The sequence below is a fragment of the Oceanobacillus kimchii X50 genome (genome assembly GCF_000340475.1).
Taxonomy (GTDB): Bacteria; Bacillota; Bacilli; order Bacillales; family Amphibacillaceae; genus Oceanobacillus; species Oceanobacillus kimchii.
The window spans coordinates 163,827-186,906 of record NZ_CM001792.1; the positions used below are offsets into that span (position 1 = coordinate 163,827).

General features: G+C 33.2%; 29 protein-coding genes. 20 read left to right on the forward strand and 9 right to left on the reverse strand.

Annotation, left to right across the window (positions count from 1 at the left end; all coding sequences use genetic code 11):
• Nucleotides 1-194 precede the first annotated feature (194 nt).
• The 7 genes from C794_RS00980 (at nt 195) to C794_RS01005 (ending at nt 6,773) form a co-directional block, all read left to right on the forward strand.
• Nucleotides 195-794, forward strand: coding sequence for a TetR/AcrR family transcriptional regulator (locus C794_RS00980; protein WP_017795269.1), 600 nt, complete (start codon nt 195-197; stop codon nt 792-794).
• Between the two features lie 30 nt (nt 795-824).
• The gene (locus tag C794_RS00985) at nt 825-1,490 is read left to right on the forward strand and encodes a hypothetical protein (RefSeq protein WP_017795270.1); all 666 of its coding nucleotides are present in this window, start codon (nt 825-827) and stop codon (nt 1,488-1,490) included.
• 62 nt (nt 1,491-1,552) lie between these two features.
• A complete protein-coding gene (locus C794_RS00990) occupies nt 1,553-2,524 on the forward strand; it encodes a TraB/GumN family protein (RefSeq protein ID WP_017795271.1) in 972 nt (323 codons plus the stop codon).
• A gap of 730 nt (nt 2,525-3,254) precedes the next feature.
• Nucleotides 3,255-5,159 (forward strand): endonuclease MutS2, encoded by a 1,905-nt coding sequence (locus tag C794_RS00995; protein WP_017795272.1) that lies wholly within the window; start codon nt 3,255-3,257, stop codon nt 5,157-5,159.
• A gap of 113 nt (nt 5,160-5,272) precedes the next feature.
• Complete coding sequence (locus tag C794_RS21320) at nt 5,273-5,332, forward strand: erythromycin resistance leader peptide (RefSeq protein ID WP_139136384.1); 60 nt, start codon at nt 5,273-5,275, stop codon at nt 5,330-5,332.
• A gap of 57 nt (nt 5,333-5,389) precedes the next feature.
• Entirely contained in the window at nt 5,390-6,121 is a 732-nt protein-coding gene (gene erm, locus C794_RS01000) for a 23S ribosomal RNA methyltransferase Erm (protein ID WP_017795273.1), read from the forward strand.
• A gap of 205 nt (nt 6,122-6,326) precedes the next feature.
• Nucleotides 6,327-6,773, forward strand: a complete 447-nt coding sequence (locus tag C794_RS01005; RefSeq protein ID WP_017795274.1) for a GNAT family N-acetyltransferase — start codon at nt 6,327-6,329, stop codon at nt 6,771-6,773.
• Between the two features lie 182 nt (nt 6,774-6,955).
• On the opposite strand, the gene C794_RS01010 is transcribed toward C794_RS01005, so the two are convergent.
• The 3 genes from C794_RS01010 to C794_RS01020 all read right to left on the reverse strand — a co-directional run bounded on the left by C794_RS01010 (nt 6,956) and on the right by C794_RS01020 (nt 9,819).
• Nucleotides 6,956-8,218 (reverse strand): TRAP transporter large permease, encoded by a 1,263-nt coding sequence (locus C794_RS01010; RefSeq protein ID WP_017795275.1) that lies wholly within the window; start codon nt 8,216-8,218, stop codon nt 6,956-6,958.
• Nucleotides 8,215-8,736, reverse strand: coding sequence for a TRAP transporter small permease (locus C794_RS01015; RefSeq protein WP_017795276.1), 522 nt, complete (start codon nt 8,734-8,736; stop codon nt 8,215-8,217). Before C794_RS01015 ends, C794_RS01010 begins: the two co-directional genes overlap by 4 nt.
• Nucleotides 8,737-8,805: 69 nt before the next feature.
• Nucleotides 8,806-9,819: a TRAP transporter substrate-binding protein gene (locus tag C794_RS01020; protein WP_017795277.1), complete on the reverse strand. Its 1,014-nt coding sequence runs from the start codon at nt 9,817-9,819 to the stop codon at nt 8,806-8,808.
• A 450-nt stretch (nt 9,820-10,269) separates the two neighbouring features.
• On the opposite strand from C794_RS01020, the gene C794_RS20090 reads away from it, so the two are divergent.
• Together C794_RS20090 and C794_RS20095 are read left to right on the forward strand one after the other, a co-directional pair.
• The gene (locus C794_RS20090; protein ID WP_154648714.1) at nt 10,270-10,689 is read left to right on the forward strand and encodes a hypothetical protein; all 420 of its coding nucleotides are present in this window, start codon (nt 10,270-10,272) and stop codon (nt 10,687-10,689) included.
• A 51-nt stretch (nt 10,690-10,740) separates the two neighbouring features.
• A complete protein-coding gene (locus C794_RS20095; RefSeq protein WP_017795279.1) occupies nt 10,741-11,046 on the forward strand; it encodes a hypothetical protein in 306 nt (101 codons plus the stop codon).
• A gap of 211 nt (nt 11,047-11,257) precedes the next feature.
• On the opposite strand, the gene C794_RS01030 is transcribed toward C794_RS20095, so the two are convergent.
• Complete coding sequence (locus tag C794_RS01030) at nt 11,258-11,974, reverse strand: ferredoxin reductase domain-containing protein (RefSeq protein WP_017795280.1); 717 nt, start codon at nt 11,972-11,974, stop codon at nt 11,258-11,260.
• 181 nt (nt 11,975-12,155) lie between these two features.
• On the opposite strand from C794_RS01030, the gene C794_RS01035 reads away from it, so the two are divergent.
• The 5 genes from C794_RS01035 (at nt 12,156) to C794_RS01055 (ending at nt 16,109) form a co-directional block, all read left to right on the forward strand.
• Nucleotides 12,156-13,154, forward strand: coding sequence for a LytTR family transcriptional regulator DNA-binding domain-containing protein (locus tag C794_RS01035; RefSeq protein ID WP_017795281.1), 999 nt, complete (start codon nt 12,156-12,158; stop codon nt 13,152-13,154).
• A gap of 197 nt (nt 13,155-13,351) precedes the next feature.
• Nucleotides 13,352-14,206: an ABC transporter ATP-binding protein gene (locus C794_RS01040; RefSeq protein ID WP_017795282.1), complete on the forward strand. Its 855-nt coding sequence runs from the start codon at nt 13,352-13,354 to the stop codon at nt 14,204-14,206.
• A 34-nt stretch (nt 14,207-14,240) separates the two neighbouring features.
• Complete coding sequence (locus tag C794_RS01045) at nt 14,241-14,948, forward strand: ABC transporter permease (protein WP_017795283.1); 708 nt, start codon at nt 14,241-14,243, stop codon at nt 14,946-14,948.
• A 112-nt stretch (nt 14,949-15,060) separates the two neighbouring features.
• Nucleotides 15,061-15,534, forward strand: coding sequence for a GNAT family N-acetyltransferase (locus C794_RS01050; protein WP_017795284.1), 474 nt, complete (start codon nt 15,061-15,063; stop codon nt 15,532-15,534).
• A 113-nt stretch (nt 15,535-15,647) separates the two neighbouring features.
• Nucleotides 15,648-16,109, forward strand: a complete 462-nt coding sequence (locus tag C794_RS01055; RefSeq protein WP_017795285.1) for a DinB family protein — start codon at nt 15,648-15,650, stop codon at nt 16,107-16,109.
• Between the two features lie 40 nt (nt 16,110-16,149).
• On the opposite strand, the gene C794_RS01060 is transcribed toward C794_RS01055, so the two are convergent.
• From C794_RS01060 to C794_RS19530, 4 genes are all read right to left on the reverse strand, one after another.
• Nucleotides 16,150-16,359: a hypothetical protein gene (locus tag C794_RS01060; RefSeq protein WP_017795286.1), complete on the reverse strand. Its 210-nt coding sequence runs from the start codon at nt 16,357-16,359 to the stop codon at nt 16,150-16,152.
• A 123-nt stretch (nt 16,360-16,482) separates the two neighbouring features.
• A complete protein-coding gene (locus tag C794_RS01065; RefSeq protein WP_017795287.1) occupies nt 16,483-17,142 on the reverse strand; it encodes a DUF6320 domain-containing protein in 660 nt (219 codons plus the stop codon).
• A gap of 5 nt (nt 17,143-17,147) precedes the next feature.
• Nucleotides 17,148-17,396: a hypothetical protein gene (locus tag C794_RS20100; protein WP_051042424.1), complete on the reverse strand. Its 249-nt coding sequence runs from the start codon at nt 17,394-17,396 to the stop codon at nt 17,148-17,150.
• Between the two features lie 98 nt (nt 17,397-17,494).
• A complete protein-coding gene (locus C794_RS19530; protein WP_051042427.1) occupies nt 17,495-18,403 on the reverse strand; it encodes a condensation domain-containing protein in 909 nt (302 codons plus the stop codon).
• Nucleotides 18,404-18,598: 195 nt separating this feature from the next.
• Here C794_RS19530 and C794_RS01075 point away from each other — a divergent pair, with 195 nt between their 5' ends.
• Together C794_RS01075 and C794_RS21130 are read left to right on the forward strand one after the other, a co-directional pair.
• Nucleotides 18,599-18,865 carry a hypothetical protein gene (locus C794_RS01075; protein WP_017795288.1) on the forward strand — a complete coding sequence of 89 codons (267 nt, stop codon included), beginning with the start codon at nt 18,599-18,601 and terminating at the stop codon, nt 18,863-18,865.
• A gap of 144 nt (nt 18,866-19,009) precedes the next feature.
• Nucleotides 19,010-19,132, forward strand: coding sequence for a hypothetical protein (locus C794_RS21130; RefSeq protein WP_017795289.1), 123 nt, complete (start codon nt 19,010-19,012; stop codon nt 19,130-19,132).
• Between the two features lie 767 nt (nt 19,133-19,899).
• Here the strand turns inward: C794_RS21130 and C794_RS01090 are convergent.
• Nucleotides 19,900-20,175, reverse strand: a complete 276-nt coding sequence (locus C794_RS01090) for a hypothetical protein (protein WP_017795291.1) — start codon at nt 20,173-20,175, stop codon at nt 19,900-19,902.
• A 521-nt stretch (nt 20,176-20,696) separates the two neighbouring features.
• On the opposite strand from C794_RS01090, the gene C794_RS20105 reads away from it, so the two are divergent.
• From C794_RS20105 to C794_RS01105, 4 genes are all read left to right on the forward strand, one after another.
• On the forward strand, nt 20,697-20,954 hold the full coding sequence (locus tag C794_RS20105) for a type 1 glutamine amidotransferase family protein (protein WP_051042430.1): 258 nt from the start codon (nt 20,697-20,699) through the stop codon (nt 20,952-20,954).
• 38 nt (nt 20,955-20,992) lie between these two features.
• Nucleotides 20,993-21,328 (forward strand): DJ-1/PfpI family protein, encoded by a 336-nt coding sequence (locus C794_RS20110; protein WP_230199313.1) that lies wholly within the window; start codon nt 20,993-20,995, stop codon nt 21,326-21,328.
• 331 nt (nt 21,329-21,659) lie between these two features.
• Nucleotides 21,660-22,319, forward strand: a complete 660-nt coding sequence (locus C794_RS01100) for a lysozyme inhibitor LprI family protein (protein WP_017795292.1) — start codon at nt 21,660-21,662, stop codon at nt 22,317-22,319.
• Nucleotides 22,320-22,380: 61 nt separating this feature from the next.
• The gene (locus C794_RS01105; RefSeq protein ID WP_017795293.1) at nt 22,381-22,974 is read left to right on the forward strand and encodes a DJ-1/PfpI family protein; all 594 of its coding nucleotides are present in this window, start codon (nt 22,381-22,383) and stop codon (nt 22,972-22,974) included.
• Nucleotides 22,975-23,080 lie beyond the last annotated feature (106 nt).

The following is a 23,080-nucleotide window of genomic DNA, read 5'->3' on the forward strand; positions in this document are numbered from 1 at the left end:
CCCTTATGTTCCTTTAATGAATTTAATTTTATTGTCAACAAACAAATGTCCAGCACCTTTTGATCACACAAATGTGGATTAGATATAAGTTGAAGATTCTAGGAAACATTAAAATACTATTAGGTGAATTTTCAATAATTTTGATTGACCGTTCAATTTTTTAATTGTATAATCAACATTAAGGAGGGTGTAATATGGATACGAAACAATATTTAATTGCCGATGCAAGAAAAGAACAAATTATAAAGGCTGCCATAGAAGTTTTAACAGAGATAGGCTACATCAAAACAAGCCTCTCTAAAATTGCTAAAAAAGCACAAGTCAGTACAGGGCTAATTTCTTATCACTTCTCAGGTAAAGATGATTTAATGAATAATACTTTAGCTTATCTGGTTCAAGAAGAACGAGCTTTTATTAAAGATAAAGTAGACAATAAGCAAACTTATATGGAGAAGTTACTCGCTTTTATTGAAGCAAGTTTAGTACATCAAGTCATTTATAGGGCAAATACAACAGCTTTACTTGAGATTGTTTTCAATGCACGTACACCAGATAATATTCCTTATTATTTAGTAAAAACGGACGCTGATGATGAATTGCATGAATTGTTGAAAGAAATTCTTCATAAAGGACAGGAATTGAAAGAGTTTGGCGATTTTGACTCTCAGGTCATGGCAACAATGATTCGGGGATCTATATCAGGGTCGGTATCGTTGCCACAATATGAAATTGAGCTCGACCTTGAAGATTATAGTGAAAAGGTGATGGAGAATATTCTCAAGATGGTGAAATAATGGTCCTAAGGAAAGGAGAATAAATGTCACATGTTCCAATCCGTTCGTCAGCGTAAACGTCGTAGAGGTATGAAGAAAGTAAAAGCAGGGGATGGACATCTTTTAAAAAATTATCGATTATGGCACATATTTACTCATTCATTATTTCATATAACGATCACGAGTGAAAATAATGAGAAAACCTACTATGCACTCAAATCAAGGTATTTTGCAGAAGACTCTAGTGTTGATTTATACCTCAATAGAAAACATATTGCCTACTCTACACTTCCAGCAACTATTCCAATAAAAGATGGAATTATTGAGGTGAAAAGCGGAGGAAGCGGGATTAATAGTATTCAGTATATAACTGATAAAAAAGCAACATTTTCTGTTTCCCCGGATAAACGATCGATTCGAGGGGTAAGAATGTGGTTGCATAAAAGCTACCCGATGGTTAGTTCTCTTATGGCAGGGGGAGCAATCGTCATTCTATTAATGTCAATCGCTCTAAGTTTACCTCAACTTATCGAGTCCATTTCTAAAATTCCATGGGTTGCTGAAAATATTGGTACGTTTCAGTCTCCATTTACATTATCTATTTGGATGAATGTAGCGATTGGTATCGCAGGGGCCATAGCTGCGACAGAAAGAGCACTCATGCTCCGTAGTCATTGGCTAATTGACATGGAGACAGCCGGCTGGGGTGAAAACTGAACTCGTAGTACAAAGAGAATAGTTTGAAGAGGAATTTAATATAAAAAGGAAGGGTTTATACTATGCCTAAAATGAAATTCTTACTATATTCTGTATTTCTTATGATCGTGCTAACGGGGTGTGTTACTAATGACGAATCCCCTAATGAACATGAAAAAATGATCGAAGAAACAGGAGAAAATACAACTGATACTACCTATAACTATGATGGAGATGGAGGTTTTTTATGGAAAATTGATCATGAAGAAACCACTGCATACATCCATGGTAGCATCCATTTAGGTCACGTAGATTACTACCCACTTTCTAATGAAATTGAAGAAGCCTATGCAAGTTCTGATATCATTCTTCCGGAAATTAATATGTTTGAAGTAGATATAACAGAAGAAGAATTAAATGAAATGGCTATATTTGACGATGGTAAAACGCTTGATGAAGTATTGTCAGAAGATGTATATAATCATCTTTCAGATATTTTTAAAAAAAATGGCGTAGAATTGGAGTCGTTAAATAAGTACGAACCTTGGTATATAGAGACCTTACTCTCTGGATTTGTTCAGGAAGAAAGTGATTTGTCTGCAGAGTATGGAGTTGATTTATACTTTCTACAACAGGCCATAGAAGATAATAAAGAAATCATGGAGTTAGAGACGGTTGAAAGTCAATATGATATGCTAACTGGTTTTAGTCTCGATACGCAAACAGATAGACTTGAAACATTTATTGAGACGTACGAAGAACAAGCGGAAGGATTAAACAACTTAGGATATCATTGGATTAACAGCAACACGGAAGAAGGTAAAGAAGGCGTTAAAGAGTCGCTTTCAACCGGATTCGAGAGTTCTGATGATGAATTTCAACAAGAGATGAATGACAATCGTAATATAGATATGGCAAATAAGATTGATGATTTATTACAAAGTAATAGTGGTCAAACCTATTTCGCAATTATTGGTGCTGCGCACACTGTAATTGAACCAAGTGTGCCGAGCATTCTTAAAGAGAAAGGGTACGATATAGAGCGAATATATTAGGAAATAATTCTTAGGTATCATTCGTCATTAAATGATGTATAAATAAAATTGCAGCTTTCCTTAAGTAAAGGGAAGTTCTTTTTTGGTTCATAATTCTAGGAAAAGAATTGACAAAGTAAAATCTTTTCCAATTTTTGATGAGAGTGAGCACTTAACAAACTTGACCTAATTCTTTACATTTGAAGTTCTTGGTTGAGGGGAATTACTAATTAGATTACGGATTATGTAAATAACAAATATATTTTATAATTAGAGTGTAAATTACACATCAACTAAGTTAGAGATTTTATTTTCACTTTACTTTTTTATTAAGACATAGTATGATTAAAAACACAAAATTAGATTTCAATGAAAATGACTATATATTAAGAAGAGGTGCTTTTTGTGAGTGCGGTAGGTATTAAATAGGTAAAATTTAATGGAATAAACACGATAGCAGAAGGGAATTATTTTCATAATGTCCTTATATTTTGTTATGTCTTTATTCCAAATCCTATGAAGATACCTACAGTACCACTTTATAAAGCGTGTAATGGTTAGGGATGAAACTATATTATTATAGTTTATTTCATTATGCAGATTACACATGCCTTATAAACGTTATAAAAACTGCGGTATCCCCGCAGTTTTTTTGTGTTTATTTAAGTGAATAACCTATAGTTGCAATATCATTGAAATCTAAGCGTAGGTATCTTCATTCATAGTCTAAAAAGAATGAGGAGATTACAAAATGAATAATGCAACTTTCGAGAAGTTACAATACAATGAATTAAAACAAATAATTAAATCTTACTGTGTAAGTGGATTAGGTAAACAATTACTAGATAAATTAGAACCGAGTTCAAATCTAAAAGTTGTTAAAAATCGTTTGAATGAAACAACAGAAGCGCGAAAAATCATAGATGCAAAAGGGCATATCCCATTTTTAGGAGTATCTAACATTGATAGCACCATACAAAATATTGAAAAAGATATAATTCTTGATCCAAGTGAATTGATAAGTGTCTCAGACTTTTTAAGAGGATGTAGAAAAATTAAAACGTTTATGATGGAAAAAGAATTTTTTGCACCAGTACTAGCATCTTATGCTAATTCAATGACTGGATTCCAGCATATCGAAGAAGAAATTAATTTCTCAATCAAAGGGAACAGTGTTAATTCAGCTGCAAGCAGAGAATTAAAAAGAATTCGAAGCAAAATTGAAATAGCGGAGGAAAAGATAAAAGACCGCTTAAATAAATTTTTAAATAATGATACAAACAAGAAGTATATTCAAGAGGCCTTTATTAGTAAAAAAGATGATCGTTATACGATTCCTATTAAGGCATCTTATAAAAATCAAGTTTCAGGTACCATAATTGATGTTTCTTCTAAAGGCTCCACCGTGTTTATAGAACCAAATACAGTTACAAAGTTAGGTGAAGAACTTGCGAGTTTAAAAGCGGAAGAGGCGATAGAAGAATATCAAATACTAGCTACCTTATCTGGAATGATTTTAGAAAATATTTATGAAATCAAGGTAAACATGGAGCTTATTAGTCAATATGATATGGTATTTGCAAAAGCCAAGTTCAGTAAGGAGATTGACGGTTTAGAACCGAAACTAAACGATTATGGCTATATAAAATTAGTTGATTGTAAGCATCCGCTCTTAGTAGGAGAAGCTGTGCCACTTAATTTTGAAATAGGGCAGAATTACCGTAGTTTAATCATTACTGGCCCTAATGCTGGCGGGAAAACTATTGTGTTAAAGACAATTGGATTGCTCACTTTAGCAACCATGTCAGGCTTTCATATTGCCGCAAATAAGGATTCGGAAATAGCAGTATTTGAAAACATCTTTGCAGATATTGGAGACAATCAAAGTATAGAAAATGCGCTAAGTACATTTTCATCTCATATGAAAAACCTTTCAGAGATAATGCGGTTATCAAATAATAATACCCTTTTATTATTTGATGAAATAGGAAGTGGAACAGAACCGAATGAAGGATCAGCACTTGCAATTTCGATTTTAGAGGAATTTTATTACATGGGATGCATTACCGTAGCGACAACTCATTACGGAGAAATTAAGCGATTTTCAGAAATACACGAGGACTTTATGAACGCAGCAATGCGATTTAATAATGATACGTTGGAACCTATGTATCAATTAGTGATAGGAAAATCAGGAGAGAGTAACGCTCTTTGGATTTCTAGAAAAATGAATGTTTCAGAGAATATTTTACGAAGAGCGAGTAATTATATGCAGAACAAAGGTTATCAATTAGAACATGTCGATGAAAGTAAAATTCGGAAACCTAAAATTATAAAAGAGAAAAGTATTAAGTACAAGTATGATTACAGAAAAGGTGACCGTGTGAAGTTATTAGAACATGATGATTTTGGAATTGTATATAAAGAAATGGATAATTTCTATAATGTTGTTGTGTTTTATAAAGGAGAATTTATTGATGTAAATGTGAAGCGAATTTCTTTAGATATAACAGCGAAGGAATTATATCCAGAAGGCTATGATTTAGAGACATTGTTTGTTGATCATAAGACTCGAAAAATAGAACATGATTTAGAACGTGGTTCCAAAAAAGCACTTCGAAAAGTACAAAAAGAAATTAAAAAAAGTAGAGAATGATATAATTAACTTGTTTAAACAAGATATGGAGGGTTAAATATGTGTGCTAGCGTAGCAGTAGTAGAGTTTACTTTATCTCTTTCATAATGAAAAGAATGGAAAGGAGATAAAGTATGGGAATATTTTCTATATGTGTCTTTAAAAGAGTTCGTTATCAACCAGATCAAAAATAATTGGTTATAATGAACTCTTAAGATCAGTTTGTTATAACCAGCAAGGAGAAGGTTATAATGAATAGAAAAAATCCAAAAGACACGCAAAATTTTATTACTTCTAAAAAGTATGTAAGAGAAATATTAGGTCGTACGAATATTTGTAAACAAGATAATGTGATAGAAATCGGATTAGGAAAAGGGCATTTTACAAAAGAACTAGTTAAAATGAGTCGATCAGTGACTGGCATAGAAATCGATGAAGATTTATGCCGAATCACTCAAAATGCAGTGGGTTCTTATGAAAACATAAAGGTGGTCCATTCGAATATTTTAAATTACGCCTTCCCTAAAAATACAAAGTATACAATATTTGGTAATATCCCATTTAATATAAGTACGGATATTGTTAAAAAAATTACTTTTGAAAGTAAGGCAAAATATAGCTACCTTATCGTTGAGAAAGGTTTTGCGAAAAGATTGCAAAACATGCAACGGGCTTTAGGGTTGTTATTGATGGTGGAAATGGATGTAATTATCATTAAAAAAGTACCGAAAGCGTATTTTCATCCTAAGCCAGGCGTGGAATGTGTACTAATCCTTCTTGAACGACACGAACCATTGATTTTAAAGAAAGACTTTAAAAAGTACGAAACCTTTGTATATAGGTGGGTAAACAGAGAATACCAAACTCTTTTTACTAAAAATCAATTCAGACAAGTCTTGAAACATGCCAATGTCACGAACTTTAATAAACTCTCAAAAGAACAATTCATCTCAATTTTTAATAGTTACAAGTTGTTTCATTAAGTAAAACATTGCAACACGTCCTCTAACCTTTATAGGTAGAGGATGTGTTTAATTGTGTATTCATCATTTTTAAGTCGATACAGCAATTAGATTACCTATCTATTCATTTTGAGCCCAGATCAGTGTAAACTTATAGAGAAGTTTTTGAATACTGGAATTTAGAGAAGACAATAAAAAAATGTAATTCTAGTAGGGGGTAATTATTATGAAGGCATGTGTATTACGAGCAAGTGATTATGGAAAAATGAAAAAATTATTTTTAGACGTATTTTCTAATGAACCTTGGTTTGATAAGTGGGATGAAAAGCAATTAGACTTATATATGAAAGACCTGACAGAGAATAATAACTCGCTCTCGATAGCTATGTATGATGAGACAGAAGAGCTTATTGGTTGCTCATTAGGTTATGTTTTTAACTGGTGGGAAGGTCGAGAGTATTTTATTAAAGAATTTTTCATTTCAAGAAGAAAACAAGGTCAAGGTGAAGGCAGTACTTTTCTTGATTTAATGGATGACATACTAAGAGATAAAGATATTAAACACATATTATTATCTACTGAAAAAACAGTTCCAGCATATCATTTTTACCAGAAAAATAAGTTTTCGGTTTTGGATGATTCAGTGTTTCTAGTAAAGAAAATCCCTGAATGAAAAGATACATAGGAATGTTGAATCAATATTGTACATTTTTAATTGCCACATGCTGAGTTAGAGGAGTACGCATGTGGCAATTAGTATTAAGACAGAGATCAAAGATGAAAGTCTATCTCGTCTAATCGACGAAATATGTACTTTTCAGTTTATATTCTCTCTTTTAAATAGTTGCTTGCCTATTATTCAAAAATCCCAAGTAAAAATAGGGAAAGTTCTGGAACGAATGTTATAATAAGTAAGGTAAATATCATAACCAAAATAAACGGCGCTGTACTTTTAATTACTTCTAATAATGATACTTTACTTATCCCTGAAGCTACAAATAAATTCAAACCAAATGGTGGTGTAATCATCCCAATAGATAGGGCGACAATCATAATTATTCCAAAATGGATGGGATCAATACCTAGTTGACTTACCATTGGAAGAAATAATGGAACGAATATTAACACCGCAGCACTTGTATCCATAAACATTCCAACTAGTAACAAAATAACTATAACCAGGAATAAGAAAGCTACTTCTGTATTCGCATAATTAAGCAAAACAGATGCAAGATTAGTAGGTATTTGTTCAAAGGTCAAATACCAACTAAACACATTAGAGGCTGCAATAACAAGCATGATCATAGAAGAGGTAATAACCGATTTCTTCGTAACATCAATTAAACTTCTTAATGTTAACTCCTTATAAACAAATAATCCAATAATTAGACTATAAACGATTGCAACAGCAGCAGCTTCTGTAGGTGTGAAGATTCCAAAATAGATGCCTCCTAAAACAATAACCGGAAGCAATATTCCCCATATAGCAGACATAAATGATTTTCCAACTGCTCCTAGACTAGCCCTTCCTTCTGGCTTAAAACCTTCCTTTTTCGAGATGATATAACTGACAATAATGAGTACTAATCCTATAAAAATTCCTGGAACGATTCCAGCAAGAAACAAATTACTGATGGACACCTCAGCAGATGAACCATACACTAAAAGTGTGATACTTGGTGGGATAATAATTCCTAAGGTACCAGCAGTTGTCATTAAGCCTATTGCAAATTTTCGTGAATAGCCAGCGTCATTTAATGAAGGAATCATTATTCCACCGATCGCAGCTACCGTAGCCGGGCTTGATCCTGAAAGTGCAGCAAATAGCATGGATGACATAACACCTGCAATTGGTAATCCACCAGTTGACCAGCCGACTAACTTTTTAGCAAAATCTATTAATCTTTTCGATGTGCCTCCAGCTAACATTAAATCTCCAGCAAAGATAAAAAAAGGAATGGCCATTAGAGTAAACGAGTCTATTCCAGCAAAAATGGTTCTAGAGAATACATCAATTGAAACTCCTTCTTGCATCATGGCAATAAAACTCGATAAACCTATAGCTACAGCAATCGGTGCACCAATAATCAAAAGAAGGACGAAAATAACAATAATCATTCCTTTATTCCCCCTTCTATAATGGGAGGTTTTTTATTAGAATCATTCTTTCTCATATTGATAACATCTTGTATCAGTAATTGTAGAAAACGAATGAACATTAACAACCCGCCTACAGGAAGTGCTAAATATGGTATGGACATTGGAATACCTACAGCGGGTGTTACATTTCCAAATTCGATAACATTAGAAACCGTAACGGATCCAGACCAGATAAGAATAACGCTGAAAGTCATCCCTATAAAACTTGCTAAGACCGAACATACCCTCTTTAGTATGTACGGCAGATAGGTTACCACCGCATCTACTGTTGCATGTGCCTTCTCTCTCACTGCTATACTGCTCCCTATTAAAACAAACCAAATGATAATATATCTTGAAACCTCTTCTGACCAGACTAAAGAAATATTAAATACATATCGTAGTACAACTTGAAGAAAGACTAGTAAAGAAGCAATGAGAAGGGAAAGCACTGCCGAATACTCTTCCAAATTATTTAATAATTTATTTAGTTTCATAATAATGCTCCTTTAGAATCTATTAAAGAAAAAAGAGAGAACGGCCTAAACCGCTCTATAATATGATGATTATTGATTGATGGCATCAAATAACTCCTCACTATCTTCTATCTTATTAAATTCATCATATACAGTTGACATTGCTTCTTTAAAAGCTTCCTTCTGCTCAGGACTCAGTTCATTGATCTTAATATCTGTTTCGTTTAACTCTTTTAAATAAGCCTCTTCATCACTTTTTGCTTCATCCCATTGCCATTCTGTCACTTCCATTGAAACTTCATCAACCGCAGTTTTTAAATCCTCTGGCAGATCTTGATAGAAACTATTGCTTATCACAAGTGGATATGCCATGTAACCATGACTACTCAGTGTAAGATATTCCTGTACTTCATAGAACTTTTTACTAACGATATTTGACAATGGATTTTCCTGACCATCTACTGTACCAGTTTGTAAAGCCGTATAAAGCTCAGAAAAATCAATGGACACTCCACCTGTATTTACAGCTTGAAACTGCGAGATTAATAGTGGACTTTGCGATACTCTCATTTTTAGCTCATTCATGTCGTTAGGTGTTTCAATTGGATGTACGGAATTCGTCAGATGCTTAAACCCTCCATCCCAGAAACCTAATAGGTGCATGCCTTGCGATTCTAACTTCTCCCCTAGAATATCTCCTAGTTCACCATTAGTAGCCTTAAAGGCATGCTCTCTGTCCTCAAATAAAAAAGGTAGATCGAACACTTCAAATTCTTTTACAAAAGTAGGTAATACTCCTGTAAATGGAGCGTTCATATGCACAGTACCAGACTGCATCTGTTCTATTATTTCACGATCACTTCCGAGTTGGGAATCCGGGTAGATCTCTACTTTAATTCTCCCATCTGTTCTTTCTTCAATGAGTTCACCGAATTTCTCTGCTGCTTTTCCTTTCGCTGTAGATGGGCTTACAACATGAGCGAATTTAATGGTATATTCTTGATTATCGCCTTCACCAGAAGCTGATTCACCATCTCCACACCCTGCCAAAAACAAAACGATAATCAAACTGCTAACCACCCAATTAATAACGACTCTCTTCATCATGAATCCCCCCATTTTTATTTGAAATCCTAAATAAATTACCTTAAAGATTTGTCAATAGTTCATTTTTGTAAGCGAATACATTTTGTTGCTTTGTGTGGCAAAGATGATAAATCAATCACATGCTGATTAAACTTTTTACATCCCTTCATTAAAACAGATCAATATAATTTGTAGACCTTCATCATACTTTCTTATCCCAATCATAGAGCATGCATTTTTCCACGTCTTATTAATCCAAGAAACAAATTCTCAATTTCGGAAATAAAATGAAAAATCAAAAAATAACTTCTTGTCCATAATCATGCATTACTGTACGAACATTTAGCTGAAGTCTTGAACCCCTCTTATATATTGGATATAATTTCCGGTAGTTGACTAATATTAATTTATCAATCAATTGTAAAGAGAATTTTTATGATTGCAGAGATGTATAAACGGAGAGTCACAATGAGTTACACATTGTTAGGTTTGGTAGCTATTGTTATTCTTGGTTACGCTTATATTGAACCGCCTAAAACTACAGCAGATTGGGGTGAATTTGCTGTTTTTCTTATTCCTGTTGTTATGTTAGTGACAATTGCAGTTTTGAATAGGAGACATTATAACAAAATAGTTTCAGTCGACATACCGAAATCCACCAGTTCAATATTTGATTTGGATCATCTTGTTATGAAGAAAGATGCTGCTTTTTTTCCAAGGTTATTGTGTTTTGAGAAGGATGGAAATTATGTGGGTTCCCTTGAACCAATAAACATACCTTGGTATGTATATCCTTTTGGATTCTTTTATTCATCGTTGGTGGTACACATCCCGTTGACTTACGCATTTATAGATAATCAAGAAAATACATTATTTACATTTAAATAGAAAGGCTTTAAGAGAACGCTGTTAACTATATTTGATCAGCATGATCATATAATGGGTTACTATAAACAGGAGGAATTTAAAAGTCTCCTTAATATTAAAGAAGAATTATTTGATGAAAATAATGAATTCCTATTACCGGTCACTGTTTCCGGATTATCCGGAAATTTTTCATTAAATTGCGAAAATGAACAGTGGGCTTATTTTTACCACGGACGATTTCCACATGAGTATACAAAAATTTTCCGTGATGTGGACAACGATATCGTCGAAGTGTCCAATACATTATCTGAAGAAGATAAAGTGAGGCTGTTAGCAGTTATAAGTTTCCTATTCATTGCAAGAATACATAACAATTAAGTTGGATAAAATTGCTGTTCAAAGATTGTTAAAAGAATGATGAAGTGAAGTAGTGAATAGAGCTGGCGTTAAACCTTGAAAATCACAATAAATGTACAATAGAGCCAATCTTAAAGTAGTACATTCTTAAAAGAGCGATTATGATTTGCCTATGTCACAATCGCTCCCGTTAGTAGAAAAAACTTTTTATTACCATAGTATGTTGTATCTCTTAAACTGGTGCATCCATTGATAAAAACTTAGACAGTGTTTGTTCATGCTTGTCGAGCATAATCTGATCCAGGTTGATCCCCTGTTCGCGCAGTAATTCTATGTTTTGCACAAGGAATTCGTCACTGCCGACGATATAGAATAGTCCCTCCTTGTCTGTAGCAAGATTTCTCACTTCTTCATAGTAGTCTTTACGATTATCGACAAACTGTGATGTGAACTTTTTGTCAGGTGCAGATTCAAAAACATTTTTGAATAAGAAATCTTTTGAAGAATCGATGTTTAGGGAATGAATTTTATTGACGTTATCCGCTCGTTCGAAATAATCAAGTACAAGTGGTCTGAATGTTGCTAGTCCTACGCCTGATGATAGTAAGTAAACGTTTTTGTCTTCTCTTTTTAGCGGTACATTCGAATGCGTTTTAAATATTGCAAGTTCACTGCCCACCTCAAGATTTCTTAAAATTGCTTTATACTCAGAGCATTGCTCTCTGATGCGCGTTGTAATACCGATTGAATTTTCATATGGTAAAGTGGAAATTGACATGTGGCGAATTAAGCTGCGGTTTGGTTTATCCTCCGCATTAAAACCTTCTAATGCCAAGTGGGTATGAGCACCTTCTTCCCATGTGAAGTCTTCCGGGCAGTCGAGCAAATACGTTTTAACCTCAGGTGTTTCTTCAATAATCTTATTTATTTTAGTCCAATATATTTGCATGATGTATCTCCCTTACTTAATTTTTACTTACCTTACTATATTAATATACTATAATTGATAATAATTCTCAATTAAACGGATTGATTGCTTCAGATGATTTAAGTTAAGAATAGTTGCTAATAGCTGAAGCTATCGATATACTTCAAATAAGTTTAAATACTCGAATGAAAGAGTGTGTTACATGGCATTAATAACATTAGAAAATGTATTAAAACAGGACAGAAATCGGACAGTTTTAAAGAATATTAATCTAACGATAAAAAATTCATCTCAAATTGGCATTAAAATGTCTGGTGAAGAAAGCAGAATGTTATTTGAGTTGATTTCTGGAAAACAATATCCTTCCAGCGGTAAAATTAGCCGGACCACTGAATCGTTATATGTAGAAAATAAAAGTGATGGCTTATATGATGATTTAACTGTACAGGGCTACTTGAAGTTTTTTAAACAAATTGCAGACTTTAAAGCTCCTTTAGAAGAATATATCGCAACATTTTCTCTATCGGACGTTTGGCAAACAAAAATTAAGAAATTGACTAAGGATCAGAAGAAGAGGGTTAGTTTATATCGGATGTTTTTATTTTCTCCAGAAGTCATATTAATTGAGGATCCCTTTAATGATCTAACAGATGAAGGTATCGAACTTTATCTGAAATCATTGAAACAACTGCGTACAAGTAATATCGCCACATTATTTACTTCCAATTATACGGAAGACTTACTTCTCTTAAGTAATGAGGTGTATCGCTATCATCGAATAACTGGATTAGAAAAAACGGATTTAGCCGAAGAAACGGATATGGATACACAGAAAAACAACGAGAGTGAAAGTAACCAACCTAAAAATGTATTCAAAGTTACCTGTAAATTAGAAGATAAAACTATCTTTTTTAGTCCGGATGAAATTGATTTTATTGAAAGCATTAACAGTGTGAGCAATATCCGAATAGATGATGAATATTTCCCTGCAGATTTAACGATGAATGAGTTGGAAGACAAGCTAAGCAAATTTGGCTTTTTTAGATGCCATCGTTCTTACTTAGTTAATCTTCAACGTGTGTCGGAATTAATTAGTTACTCAAAAAATAGTTATACCTTAATCTTAAAAGGAAATCCAAGTGCGAAGCTCCCTCTGTCTAGAAATCGATTGGAAGAAATGAAGCAATTAATAGAATTTTAGCGTACAGTTGAGGTTGAAATGAGATCATTTCAGCCTTATTTTGTTACAATTGGGATTTTTAGAGTACTTTTCAAGGGGTTTTTACGACTTTTCTATATTTGTTTACTAAACTGAGAATCAGACGGGTAACTTAAAGTAATATCGATAATCGAAAATCTTTAAGTCCTCCAAATTCATTTTAAGGAGAGAAAAACAAAATGGAAAAGCAAATGGTGATTCACGTTGAACATCTATCTAAAAAGTTCAAAAATGAATCTGCTTTAAAAGATCTTAATTTTTCCGTTCATATTGGAGAAATCTTTGGCTTTCTTGGTCCTTCTGGTTCAGGAAAAACAACAACTATTAAGATATTGACTGGACAATTGGTACAAACATCAGGGCAAGCTAGAGTATTAGGGAAAACTGTAAATCAGATTGATGAAAGTATTTACGAGCAAGTTGGTATTGTTACAGATAATAGTGGTCTGTACGAAAAAATGACGGTCTATAATAACCTGAAAGTATTCGCAAATATATTAAATGTGAAGAAAGAGCGTATAAACTTTCTATTAGAAAGGGTAGGCTTATTGGAGCATAAAGATAAGATTGCATCTAATTTATCGAAAGGGATGTCTCAGCGACTAGTGCTGGCAAGAGCCTTATTACACAAACCAAAAGTATTATTTTTAGATGAGCCAACGAGTGGGCTCGATCCGAGCACAGCAGAAGCGGTGCATGAATTATTGTTTGAATTAAAAAAGAGCGGTACGGCTATTTTTCTTACCACCCACAATATGGATGAAGCCACTAAACTTTGTGATCATATTGCATTATTAAATGATGGCTTAATCGTAGAACATGGGGCACCGAAAGCGATATGTTTACGTTTTAATACAAACAAACGATACCAGGTTCTGTTAAAGGGGGAAAAAGAACTTGAGTTACCTCATTCTAAAGAGACAACAGAACAGATAAATAAGTGGATGGAGAATGATGAGCTATTAACGATTCATTCTTGTGAACCAACATTAGAAAAAGTATTTTTAGAGGTCACGGGGAGGGAACTAGTATGAAGTTTTCCTTACGAAAATAAAAGCAATTATAGCAATGAAGTTCCAGACGTTACTAAGTAATACTAGTGTTATACTTGCACCAATCTTAGCATTAGGCTTTGTGTTTATTATGAAAAGAATCATGCCAGACGTAAATGTGAATGAAGCGGGAATGAATTTTTCCACAAGCGGGTTTGTGTTAAGTTTTGGGCTTATCTTTAATATTGCTATCGCAGGTATTTCGATGAGCAGTAGCCCATTAGCAGAAGAAAAAGAAAAGAATACACTGAGAGTATTAATGACTTCATCCGTTAATGGATTAGAATATTTAATTGGAACATTGATTCCTCCATTAATTATCTTGATCGTTGTGAATATAATGATGATTCCAGTTAGTGGTGCCTCGTTTGCTGACATTCAACTAGGAAGTTATTTAGTAATTTCAACTGTAGCTAGTGTCATTAGTTTGTTAATTGGGTATGTCGTAGGTATTTTCTCCAAAAATCAAACGCAAGCCTCACTAATTGGTATGCCGATTACACTAATTTTGACGTCTGTACCGGTATTGAAGTTTTTACAAGAAGATTTCGGTCAATTTTTGAATTACACGTATACAGGTGTGTTGACAAATTACTCGAATAGCATATTTACTGAAAGTGGATACCAATGGAATGTAACAGACAGTGCTGTTCTCTTTAGTTGGTTATTGGTTTCTACTATTGTTTTTGTATACGCGTATAAGAAAAATGGCATAGATGGATAATGATTTATGAAGCTGGATCGAGTGATCCGGCTTTTTTAACTATCAGAAAAGAAAACGTGTACGAATATATGTTCTTTTGATAAAATATTCTTATAACTAGGGGGAGAGTCAATTGCATACAGTAGAATTACATTTATTTAATGATGAGTTTGAAGATGAACTAAAAAGCTTTACTTTACCAGATGATCAAGAACGTTTTACAGCTCTGCCGGAAAAAGTACTAATCGTCACTGAGGGCCAATATCGCGTGGTCATTTTGAAACACGGAACTCCAGTGGGATTCTTTTTATTACATCGTACGGAAAGGGTTCAAGCGTATTCGAATAACCCCAAATCGATGTTATTAACTTCATTTTCGATCAATCATAAACATCAGGGCAAGGGTTATGCAAAGATGGGAATGCTTGAATTGGAGCGTTTTATCTTAAGTAATTTTCCCAACTGTGATGAAATTGTTTTAGCAGTTAATCATAAAAATCTTCCTGCTCAACAACTTTATAAACATGTAGGGTTTATTGATACAGGAAGGAGAAAAATAGGTGACATCGGAGAGCAGTTTATTATGGAATTAAGGATTAAAGTTTAAAATTTTGTAAATGATGAAGGAATTCCTATTAGAGATGAAATAGTTTTAATGTGAAAACTAGATATTGATAATAGCTAAAAGCTACAAAGTAATAAAAAGGGAGGAAGTTGTTTATGAGAGAAGGACAACTATTTGAACAAATGAAGTTGTGGCGTGATTGGACGGTTGAATTTCTTCGTACTATCCCAGAAGCCTATGTAGATATCATTCCAGAAGGACACAATAACAGTATACGTTGGAACGCCGGACATATTTTAGTTGGTTGGGATAATACTATGTTTCCCGCAGTTAATGAACAGAGGAAAATACCTTTATCATATCACTTACTTTTCCCAAGTGGTAGTAATCCAGGTGATTGGAAAGAACAACCTCCATCAATGAATAAGTTAATAAATCACCTTGAAGAGCAGCCGTTTAGGATTGAACAAGCATGTTCAGGACATCTCAATGATCCATTGAAGGAGTCATTTTTAGGCATGAAAACACTAGGTGATATGGTGGTTTTTCATATGAATCATGAGAATCTGCATATGGGACTAATTAAGAGTATGAAACAAATATTAATAGATAAATAGAGTTCTAAAACATAATGAGCATCACAAGTTGGAAAAATACTTAATTCTTTTCACATGTAACTGGAGACCAAAATCCATCCTTTTTTATCACCACTTGTCCTTCTTCATCAAAATTATCGAAGCACTTCTCGATAATTAATTCATTTGCTTTATGGTTTTTATGTATTTGATTAAATAGTAGGAAACCCGTTATTAGAATTGCGATACTTCCGATTACTGCAATAACCATAGCTAGTCTGTTATTATTCAAGTTTACCGACTCCTTACACATCTCCATAGTATAGAATTATAGTATTAAAAGAATAATTTATATTGAAAAAATAGTATAGAGTGAGCTATAGCCATTTGCTCACTCCGACTGTATTATAAATATCTAAAAATGAAAACGGCGTACAATTTCATTTTTCATGGTTTTTTCAGAAAATAGTACCATCCCAATTAGTGTTAGCAAAGCATATAAAGCAGTAGCAGCACTTGGCCATAATACAGTAGACCATGAACTTAAGAAAAGGAGCACAGGTAGAAATCCGAGTATAACCATTGTGCTCAAGTATCCAATGTATTCGCGCCATTTCATTGGTTTTCGTAATACGATAATGGTTACAAATAAAGTGGCGATTGTAACAAGAAATGGTATTACATAATGAATTGACCATTTAGAACTTCCGGAAGCTGCGTCTAGGATGAAAAGTGTTACGGATAGCGCAATGACTTGAAGTATCACTTTAGAACCGGTATGAGCCCTAGAAAGTATAGTGTGGTTAATAGTTAGTAATCCATATAATGCAGGTCCTAGTACATATAAGAACCACAATCTCTCCGAGTTAATCAATAGATTAATTAGTATGCTCGTACTGATTGCGAAGATAGCAATAAACAATACGAGACGCTGTGCAAAACGTCGTCTTTTTACCTTCGTTTCATATACAGGATAGTATTCGTTATCTCCTGCTTTTTCAGAAAGCTTATTCTTACATAACGGACAGTATTGTTGTTTGGTATAGATATCGCAGTTACTGCAATAATGCTGCATTGTTTTCACCTACTGTCATTGGAGTATACCTCAACTTCCATATTGTATGTTTGCGAAAGTTCCCGAAAGAAAGTACGGATAATATCTGCTTCTTTTATAATACGTGAAAAACTAATGACAAGCTCGTCATCAAATGCAATCATTGCGCTATTGATTGGGCTTTTCTTTGTTGGATATAAAATCAATTCCATGTGAGAGATATGGGATTGCATCGATTCAGGGAGTTGGACTCGTCCAACATTCGTCATCGTCATTGATTTTGTACGCTCACTAAAACTTTTGTACCCATAACGTATAGCGTGGTACTTCAACGGGAGCGGAATAAATCGTGCTGTGAGTCTAGTCTGCCATTTCACTCGATCATTGATACTATGTTGTAAGTTTTCTTTTGGACTTTCTCACGTAATTGCTTCGAAACCTCTAAGATAATTTCTTCCATTGTTGTGTGATCGTTAACCGCCATACCAACATGAACAACTCCAAAGAAATTACGGAGTGTATTAGAAGGAAAGAACTTTCGTAGGTTTACTGGAATAGCAATCTTTATTTCTTCCTGGTAAGCACGGAATTTTAATCTTTCTTTATAAATTGATGCAATAAGGAGAGATGAAATAAAAGCAGTAATTGTTGTTCCATGTTTTTTTGCAAGCTGATGAATACTTGCTGCGCTCATTTTTCCATGAATAACAACTGTTTGATCGATCGCTCCTCCGCGGATTTGATAAGATGAAGTCTCTTTAAGTTTTTCTGGTTTCTCTTTTGTTACGTAGTTTTGATAACTGTCGTCACGTTCGTAATAGCTTGGGCGGTCATTGATATCAATTAGACTACTCTCATAGCTCACATCTTTTCCTACATGAACAAGGTAGTAATAAATGAGTGCATTCACAAATTCTAAAGCTCCTGTTCCGTCTGTGACAGAATGAAAAAACTCTACTGCTATTCTTTTTTTATAATATGTGACACGAAGTAAAAACCCACTTGTTTCGATTGGGTCAATCGGTGCACATGGATATTGATTCTCCGGCTGAACAAAAAGCTTCTCATTATTTTCCACAAGGAAATCCCAGAATACACCTTTATTTAGCTTTACTGCAAACATCGGAAGACGATAAATAACGTCGTCTAATGCAAGCTGAAGTTTGTCTGGGTCTATTGTTTCTTTCATGACCGTAGCTAATCGAAAGACGGACGAATTTGACTGTTCAGATACAGCATGAAACATTTTTCCAGCATTATCAAGTTTGTACCATTCATCCATTTTTTGAACCTCTCTTGCTCTGTTGCTCATATTTTTTAAAAATATTGTTAGTCTTTATTTTAACAGATTTTATAGTATATTTTTGTCATTAGCTATTAATTAATGCAAGTATAATTATCAGTTGGTTAATTCCTATAATATAGATTTACCATTTTGGGTTAAACTAATAGAAGCTATTTTCTTAGGAGTGATCACATGTTACTGACTGGAAACATTATTTCTGGGCAATTTGATGAAGTCATGAATGAATTCTCTATACAGAGAGTAAAACATTTCACTACAGAATCGACTATTAAAGAAAGCCAATTAAAAAGTCTTTATGATTATTTGAAAAAACACGAGGGCGACATGGGTGGTCAAATCATTACTTTATATGATCAATTGCCTATAAGGTTAAACCAGGAGGAAATTAGCCTCTTTATAAGTGACCTTGAAGAAGTTCAGTTAATGTATCGTCAATGAGTGTATATGAATGCCGGTAATTATTGCTCTACACCCTTTTAATTACTTTACTCCCAGCACTAACAAATGAATAGATGATGTATTAAAAAGATAGAAAAAGAAGGATTTCAATGAGGTGTTGTTTTATAGAAGGAGTGTTCAATATTGGAAAAGACAGAAAAAAGAAATCAAGGTCTGACGTTGGTAAGTGTAGTTGCTGGTGGAATAGCGGGATGGACAGTGAATGTTGGTTTAAGCATTTTTAATAATACGGATACGACACATTAGTATGGTATATCAATTTTGTTGGGTATAATTGTTGGCTTACTATGGGATATTTCAGATAAGCGAAATGGAGAATAAGATATTGGTTTTCTGAAGTATGTTAATCGTTATGTTTATTAGCTCTCACACAACTGCTTATGCTGAAACAACAAATCATGTTGATACAGATTTAAGCGATACACTTATGTATGCATTTATAAACAGTTTGAAGGGACCTACTGATAAAGCTATATAAAAGAAATTTACAAAGATGATAAGTTTGCTATGAATGAGAGACTATCCTGGTCTTCGTTCCAGACAGATATATTAGAAGTTAAGCACTTTATTTTAGTGTATATAAAGTTTGTATTGAAAAATGATTACTATTAATTGTATAAGGGTAATACTACTCTCTCCTTTTCCTAAAGTTAGAGGATAATTTTATCGCTATTAACTGTGGAATTAGATTTAAAACAGTTACTAAAATTACTAGCTGGTATGGCCAAAAAGGCTTAAAATAGCCAGTCCAATAATCGTTATCGGCTAACAGGCTAGTAAAGTATAACGAAAACAATAGAGATAGAATATTTCCGGAAACGATAATAAATGAATTACGAAAAAATTTGCTAATGAAAGCAAGAATAGCAGTAGAAACAATCATAATCAGGTATCCAAACATTAGATTATTCACAAAATCTATGTACATAGAAAAATAAACAAAAGGAAAACAGTATAAGCACAGTATGATAATTCCAGTAATTGGCCTTAAAATAAACTCACCTCTTAAATTCTTACAACTTTCTTTCTTTACCATCAGATTCAATCTTGATATTGAACATTGTCATATTCCCAGTATCCATTGCTTCTTCTAACCTGGAAGCGTCAATTGTTGAATAAATTTCTACGTGATTGCTTTCATTTTTATGTAATTTTAGATTGTATGGAGCACCATTGTTAACGATTTTAATCATGTCATGTTCTTCATCATTGTATTTATCAATAAAAGAAAGTAATAATTCTACATCGCTGTTGCTATGATTGGTTAACATAAGGTTACATTCAGCCACTAGGGTAGTATCTCCATTCTTTCGAATATCACATTCACTAAACTCTTGTTTATAAGATATCGCATATACTCCTGTAGCAAGTGTTTTTTGGTATGCATCAGCAAGATATTGAGGAATGAAGGTTGCTAATAATATCCCTATAAGAAACAGTACGTTTTTTAAATTGATTTAATGATTTTACAGCTAGAGTAAGACTAGTAAACAGTAAAATTAAAGCTATAATGCCAAGATAATTTAGACCATCCCATGAATTGATAGCAATATTGAATATAAAGACATTACTCTCAGGAAAATTTTCATGAAAGAAAGGGAAACTTAACACTACGTAGATAGTAAAAATAACCAAAGTAATATGAAATTGCTTTTTGTTTTTAAAGATAATTTCACTACCCTTCATCGCTTATGTAGATCTTTTCACCTAATATTATCACAGTATTAATTGTTTTAAAATTTATATTTGATTTAATGTTTTGTGTTTTGTGTTAAAATATTTATTAGAGTTTATGCCAAGGAGTTACTAAATGAAGAAACGTAAAGTAGGTATTTTATTGTATGATTATGTAGATATTTTAGATTTTGCGGGTCCGGCAGAAGTATTGTCACTAACGACTAATTTAAAAGCTGAACAAACCTTGACTCTATATAGAAAGAAACTTTTACCAACTAGGCCATTCGATGTATTGACCCTAACAGAAACTGGAGAAAGCATAAATACTCACTCAGGAGTAAAGATTGAGCCCCAATTCGGTATTAATAATTGCCCCAAGCTAATATTTTAATAATCCCGGGTGGTCCTTTAAAAGCCGTAGAATCTACAGTGAAAAACAAAAATATAATTAATTGGATTATTAATCAAAAAAATATTGAATATATATGCTCTGTATGTACGGGAGCATTTATATTAGGTAAAACAGGATTGTTAAGCAATAAAGAAGCAACCACTCACCATTTAGCTTTAAAGTTATTACAAGAAAGATACCCTGATATTATAGTTTCAGCTAATAAGAAAGTTGTTCATGATGAAAATATTATAACAGCTGCAGGAGTATCTTCAGGAATTAATATGGCTCTATATCTTGTTTCGCAAACTTTAGGAGAATCAATTGCAGAAAGAACTGCTAAAGTAATCGAATTTAAACACAACTTTCAATAGAGATGAAATTTAACAAACAAGAAGTGGGACATCAAGATATTATAATGGTGTTCTTTTTTTCTGTCTTACTTATATTGGAGGTGTTTGCTATTTTATAGTTCTACTTGTATTTCCCTTATTAATTTGTTTCATATCTTTTTATGTAGGAATAACTACGATGAACAGATTAAGTAAATATATAGGATTTATTTTAGGGATAGCTTCCCTATTATGGTTGATTTTCTATATTTTTGTTTCCCAAGATTATTTGGTGGTTAGATGCAATATAGATTTGACCAAATATTCAGAGTGAGTTCATCAATATGGATAAAATGAGAAAGGATATGTTGTCATGAATTCAAAATATACAAGCTTATTAGGAATAGTGTTGATTACTATAGCAATAACTGCAGGTTGTAATACTTCTGCAGAAGAATCAAACGGCACAGATAATACCGAACAAAATCATAGCTCGAATCAAGCTTCTCCAGATTCAAACCATACGTCTTCCCCAACGGATGCATTGGAAGAGGAGACAGATAGAGATACTTCTGATTCAGATACCATTGTTCAGAAAAATAATCCTAATACAGCTGGAAAAATTGAAGAGAAAAGTGATGAGGAAACTGGAAATTCTACTAATAATATACAAAGTTTGAAAGAGGAATATCTTGAAAAACTATATAAAACCAAAAAAGAGACAGATAAAATTCGTAAAGAATCAGAAGATGATATTACTTATGCTTTAAAAAAAGTAGAAGGTGACAGATACGATGTTTGGGATGGTTTATTAAATGAAATTTACGGTATTTTAGAAGTTCAGTTATCAACAAAAGAAATGGAAGCTTTAAGAGTAGAACAACGAGAGTGGTTAGAATACAGGGATAATACTGCGAAGGAAGCATCGCTAGTATATGAAAATGGCACTATGGAGCAGTTGGAGTATGTAACTGTTCAAAACAATTTAACGGAGGAAAGATGCTTTCAATTAGTGGAAGAATATATGAAATAACCTGTTCGTTAACTTACACTTTTAATTTGCTGAATATACATAATAATTTGGGAGGTATAAGATGTCACAGCGAACAGTTGGTATATTATTATTTAATGAAGTAGAAGTTTTAGATTTTGCAGGACCATTTGAAGTTTTTTCTATTACAACATTACATAATTCGAATGATAAGTTGTTCAATGTGAGTACTATCTCAGAAAATGGAGAACTAGTTACTGCAAGAAATGGTTTGAAAGTTTATCCAGACTATAGTTTTGTCAATCATCCTTCCTTTGATATCGTAATAATTCCTGGAGGATATGGTGCTGAAGAAATTGAAATTAGCAATCCTAACGTAATTAATTGGATTAAAAATCAACAAGCAAAAGTAGAATTTATGACTTCGGTCTGTACTGGTGCGCTGCTACTTGCAAAAGCAGGAATTCTAGATGGGAAAAGAGCAACTACACATTGGATGGATTTAGATAGACTAGAGAAGGAATATTCATCTGTATTAGTCCAACGTGATACTAAGTTTATTGATGAGGGTTCCATTATTACTTCTGGAGGGATTTCAGCAGGAATTAATATGTCTTTTCATTTGATTTCTAGGTTACATGGAATTGAAGTTGCGAAAGAGACAGCCAAACGAATGGAATATGATATTAATTTATAAGTGAATGAATTTTATAATTGGTAATTTTTATTTGAAAACAGGAAATTCTAGTGGTGTTTGGATAAAATATTAAGGTTAAGACAAAAACTTGAATTTGATTGGAATG

Coding starts and splice junctions, on each gene's coding strand:
- C794_RS01065 (WP_017795287.1), bottom strand. CDS start 17,142: ATGCAGCATTATTGCAGTAACTGCGATATCTATACCAAACAACAATAC.
- C794_RS01105 (WP_017795293.1), top strand. CDS start 22,381: ATGTCACAGCGAACAGTTGGTATATTATTATTTAATGAAGTAGAAGTT.
- C794_RS01010 (WP_017795275.1), bottom strand. CDS start 8,218: ATGATTATTGTTATTTTCGTCCTTCTTTTGATTATTGGTGCACCGATT.
- C794_RS01100 (WP_017795292.1), top strand. CDS start 21,660: ATGAATTCAAAATATACAAGCTTATTAGGAATAGTGTTGATTACTATA.
- C794_RS20095 (WP_017795279.1), top strand. CDS start 10,741: ATGGGTTACTATAAACAGGAGGAATTTAAAAGTCTCCTTAATATTAAA.
- C794_RS20105 (WP_051042430.1), top strand. CDS start 20,697: ATGAAGAAACGTAAAGTAGGTATTTTATTGTATGATTATGTAGATATT.
- erm (WP_017795273.1), top strand. CDS start 5,390: ATGAATAGAAAAAATCCAAAAGACACGCAAAATTTTATTACTTCTAAA.
- C794_RS01030 (WP_017795280.1), bottom strand. CDS start 11,974: ATGCAAATATATTGGACTAAAATAAATAAGATTATTGAAGAAACACCT.
- C794_RS01015 (WP_017795276.1), bottom strand. CDS start 8,736: ATGAAACTAAATAAATTATTAAATAATTTGGAAGAGTATTCGGCAGTG.
- C794_RS01020 (WP_017795277.1), bottom strand. CDS start 9,819: ATGAAGAGAGTCGTTATTAATTGGGTGGTTAGCAGTTTGATTATCGTT.
- C794_RS01075 (WP_017795288.1), top strand. CDS start 18,599: ATGTTACTGACTGGAAACATTATTTCTGGGCAATTTGATGAAGTCATG.
- C794_RS00980 (WP_017795269.1), top strand. CDS start 195: ATGGATACGAAACAATATTTAATTGCCGATGCAAGAAAAGAACAAATT.
- C794_RS01040 (WP_017795282.1), top strand. CDS start 13,352: ATGGAAAAGCAAATGGTGATTCACGTTGAACATCTATCTAAAAAGTTC.
- C794_RS20090 (WP_154648714.1), top strand. CDS start 10,270: ATGAGTTACACATTGTTAGGTTTGGTAGCTATTGTTATTCTTGGTTAC.
- C794_RS01035 (WP_017795281.1), top strand. CDS start 12,156: ATGGCATTAATAACATTAGAAAATGTATTAAAACAGGACAGAAATCGG.
- C794_RS01005 (WP_017795274.1), top strand. CDS start 6,327: ATGAAGGCATGTGTATTACGAGCAAGTGATTATGGAAAAATGAAAAAA.
- C794_RS20100 (WP_051042424.1), bottom strand. CDS start 17,396: ATGACGATGACGAATGTTGGACGAGTCCAACTCCCTGAATCGATGCAA.
- C794_RS01045 (WP_017795283.1), top strand. CDS start 14,241: ATGAAGTTCCAGACGTTACTAAGTAATACTAGTGTTATACTTGCACCA.
- C794_RS00985 (WP_017795270.1), top strand. CDS start 825: ATGTTCCAATCCGTTCGTCAGCGTAAACGTCGTAGAGGTATGAAGAAA.
- C794_RS00990 (WP_017795271.1), top strand. CDS start 1,553: ATGCCTAAAATGAAATTCTTACTATATTCTGTATTTCTTATGATCGTG.
- C794_RS19530 (WP_051042427.1), bottom strand. CDS start 18,403: ATGGATGAATGGTACAAACTTGATAATGCTGGAAAAATGTTTCATGCT.
- C794_RS01055 (WP_017795285.1), top strand. CDS start 15,648: ATGAGAGAAGGACAACTATTTGAACAAATGAAGTTGTGGCGTGATTGG.
- C794_RS00995 (WP_017795272.1), top strand. CDS start 3,255: ATGAATAATGCAACTTTCGAGAAGTTACAATACAATGAATTAAAACAA.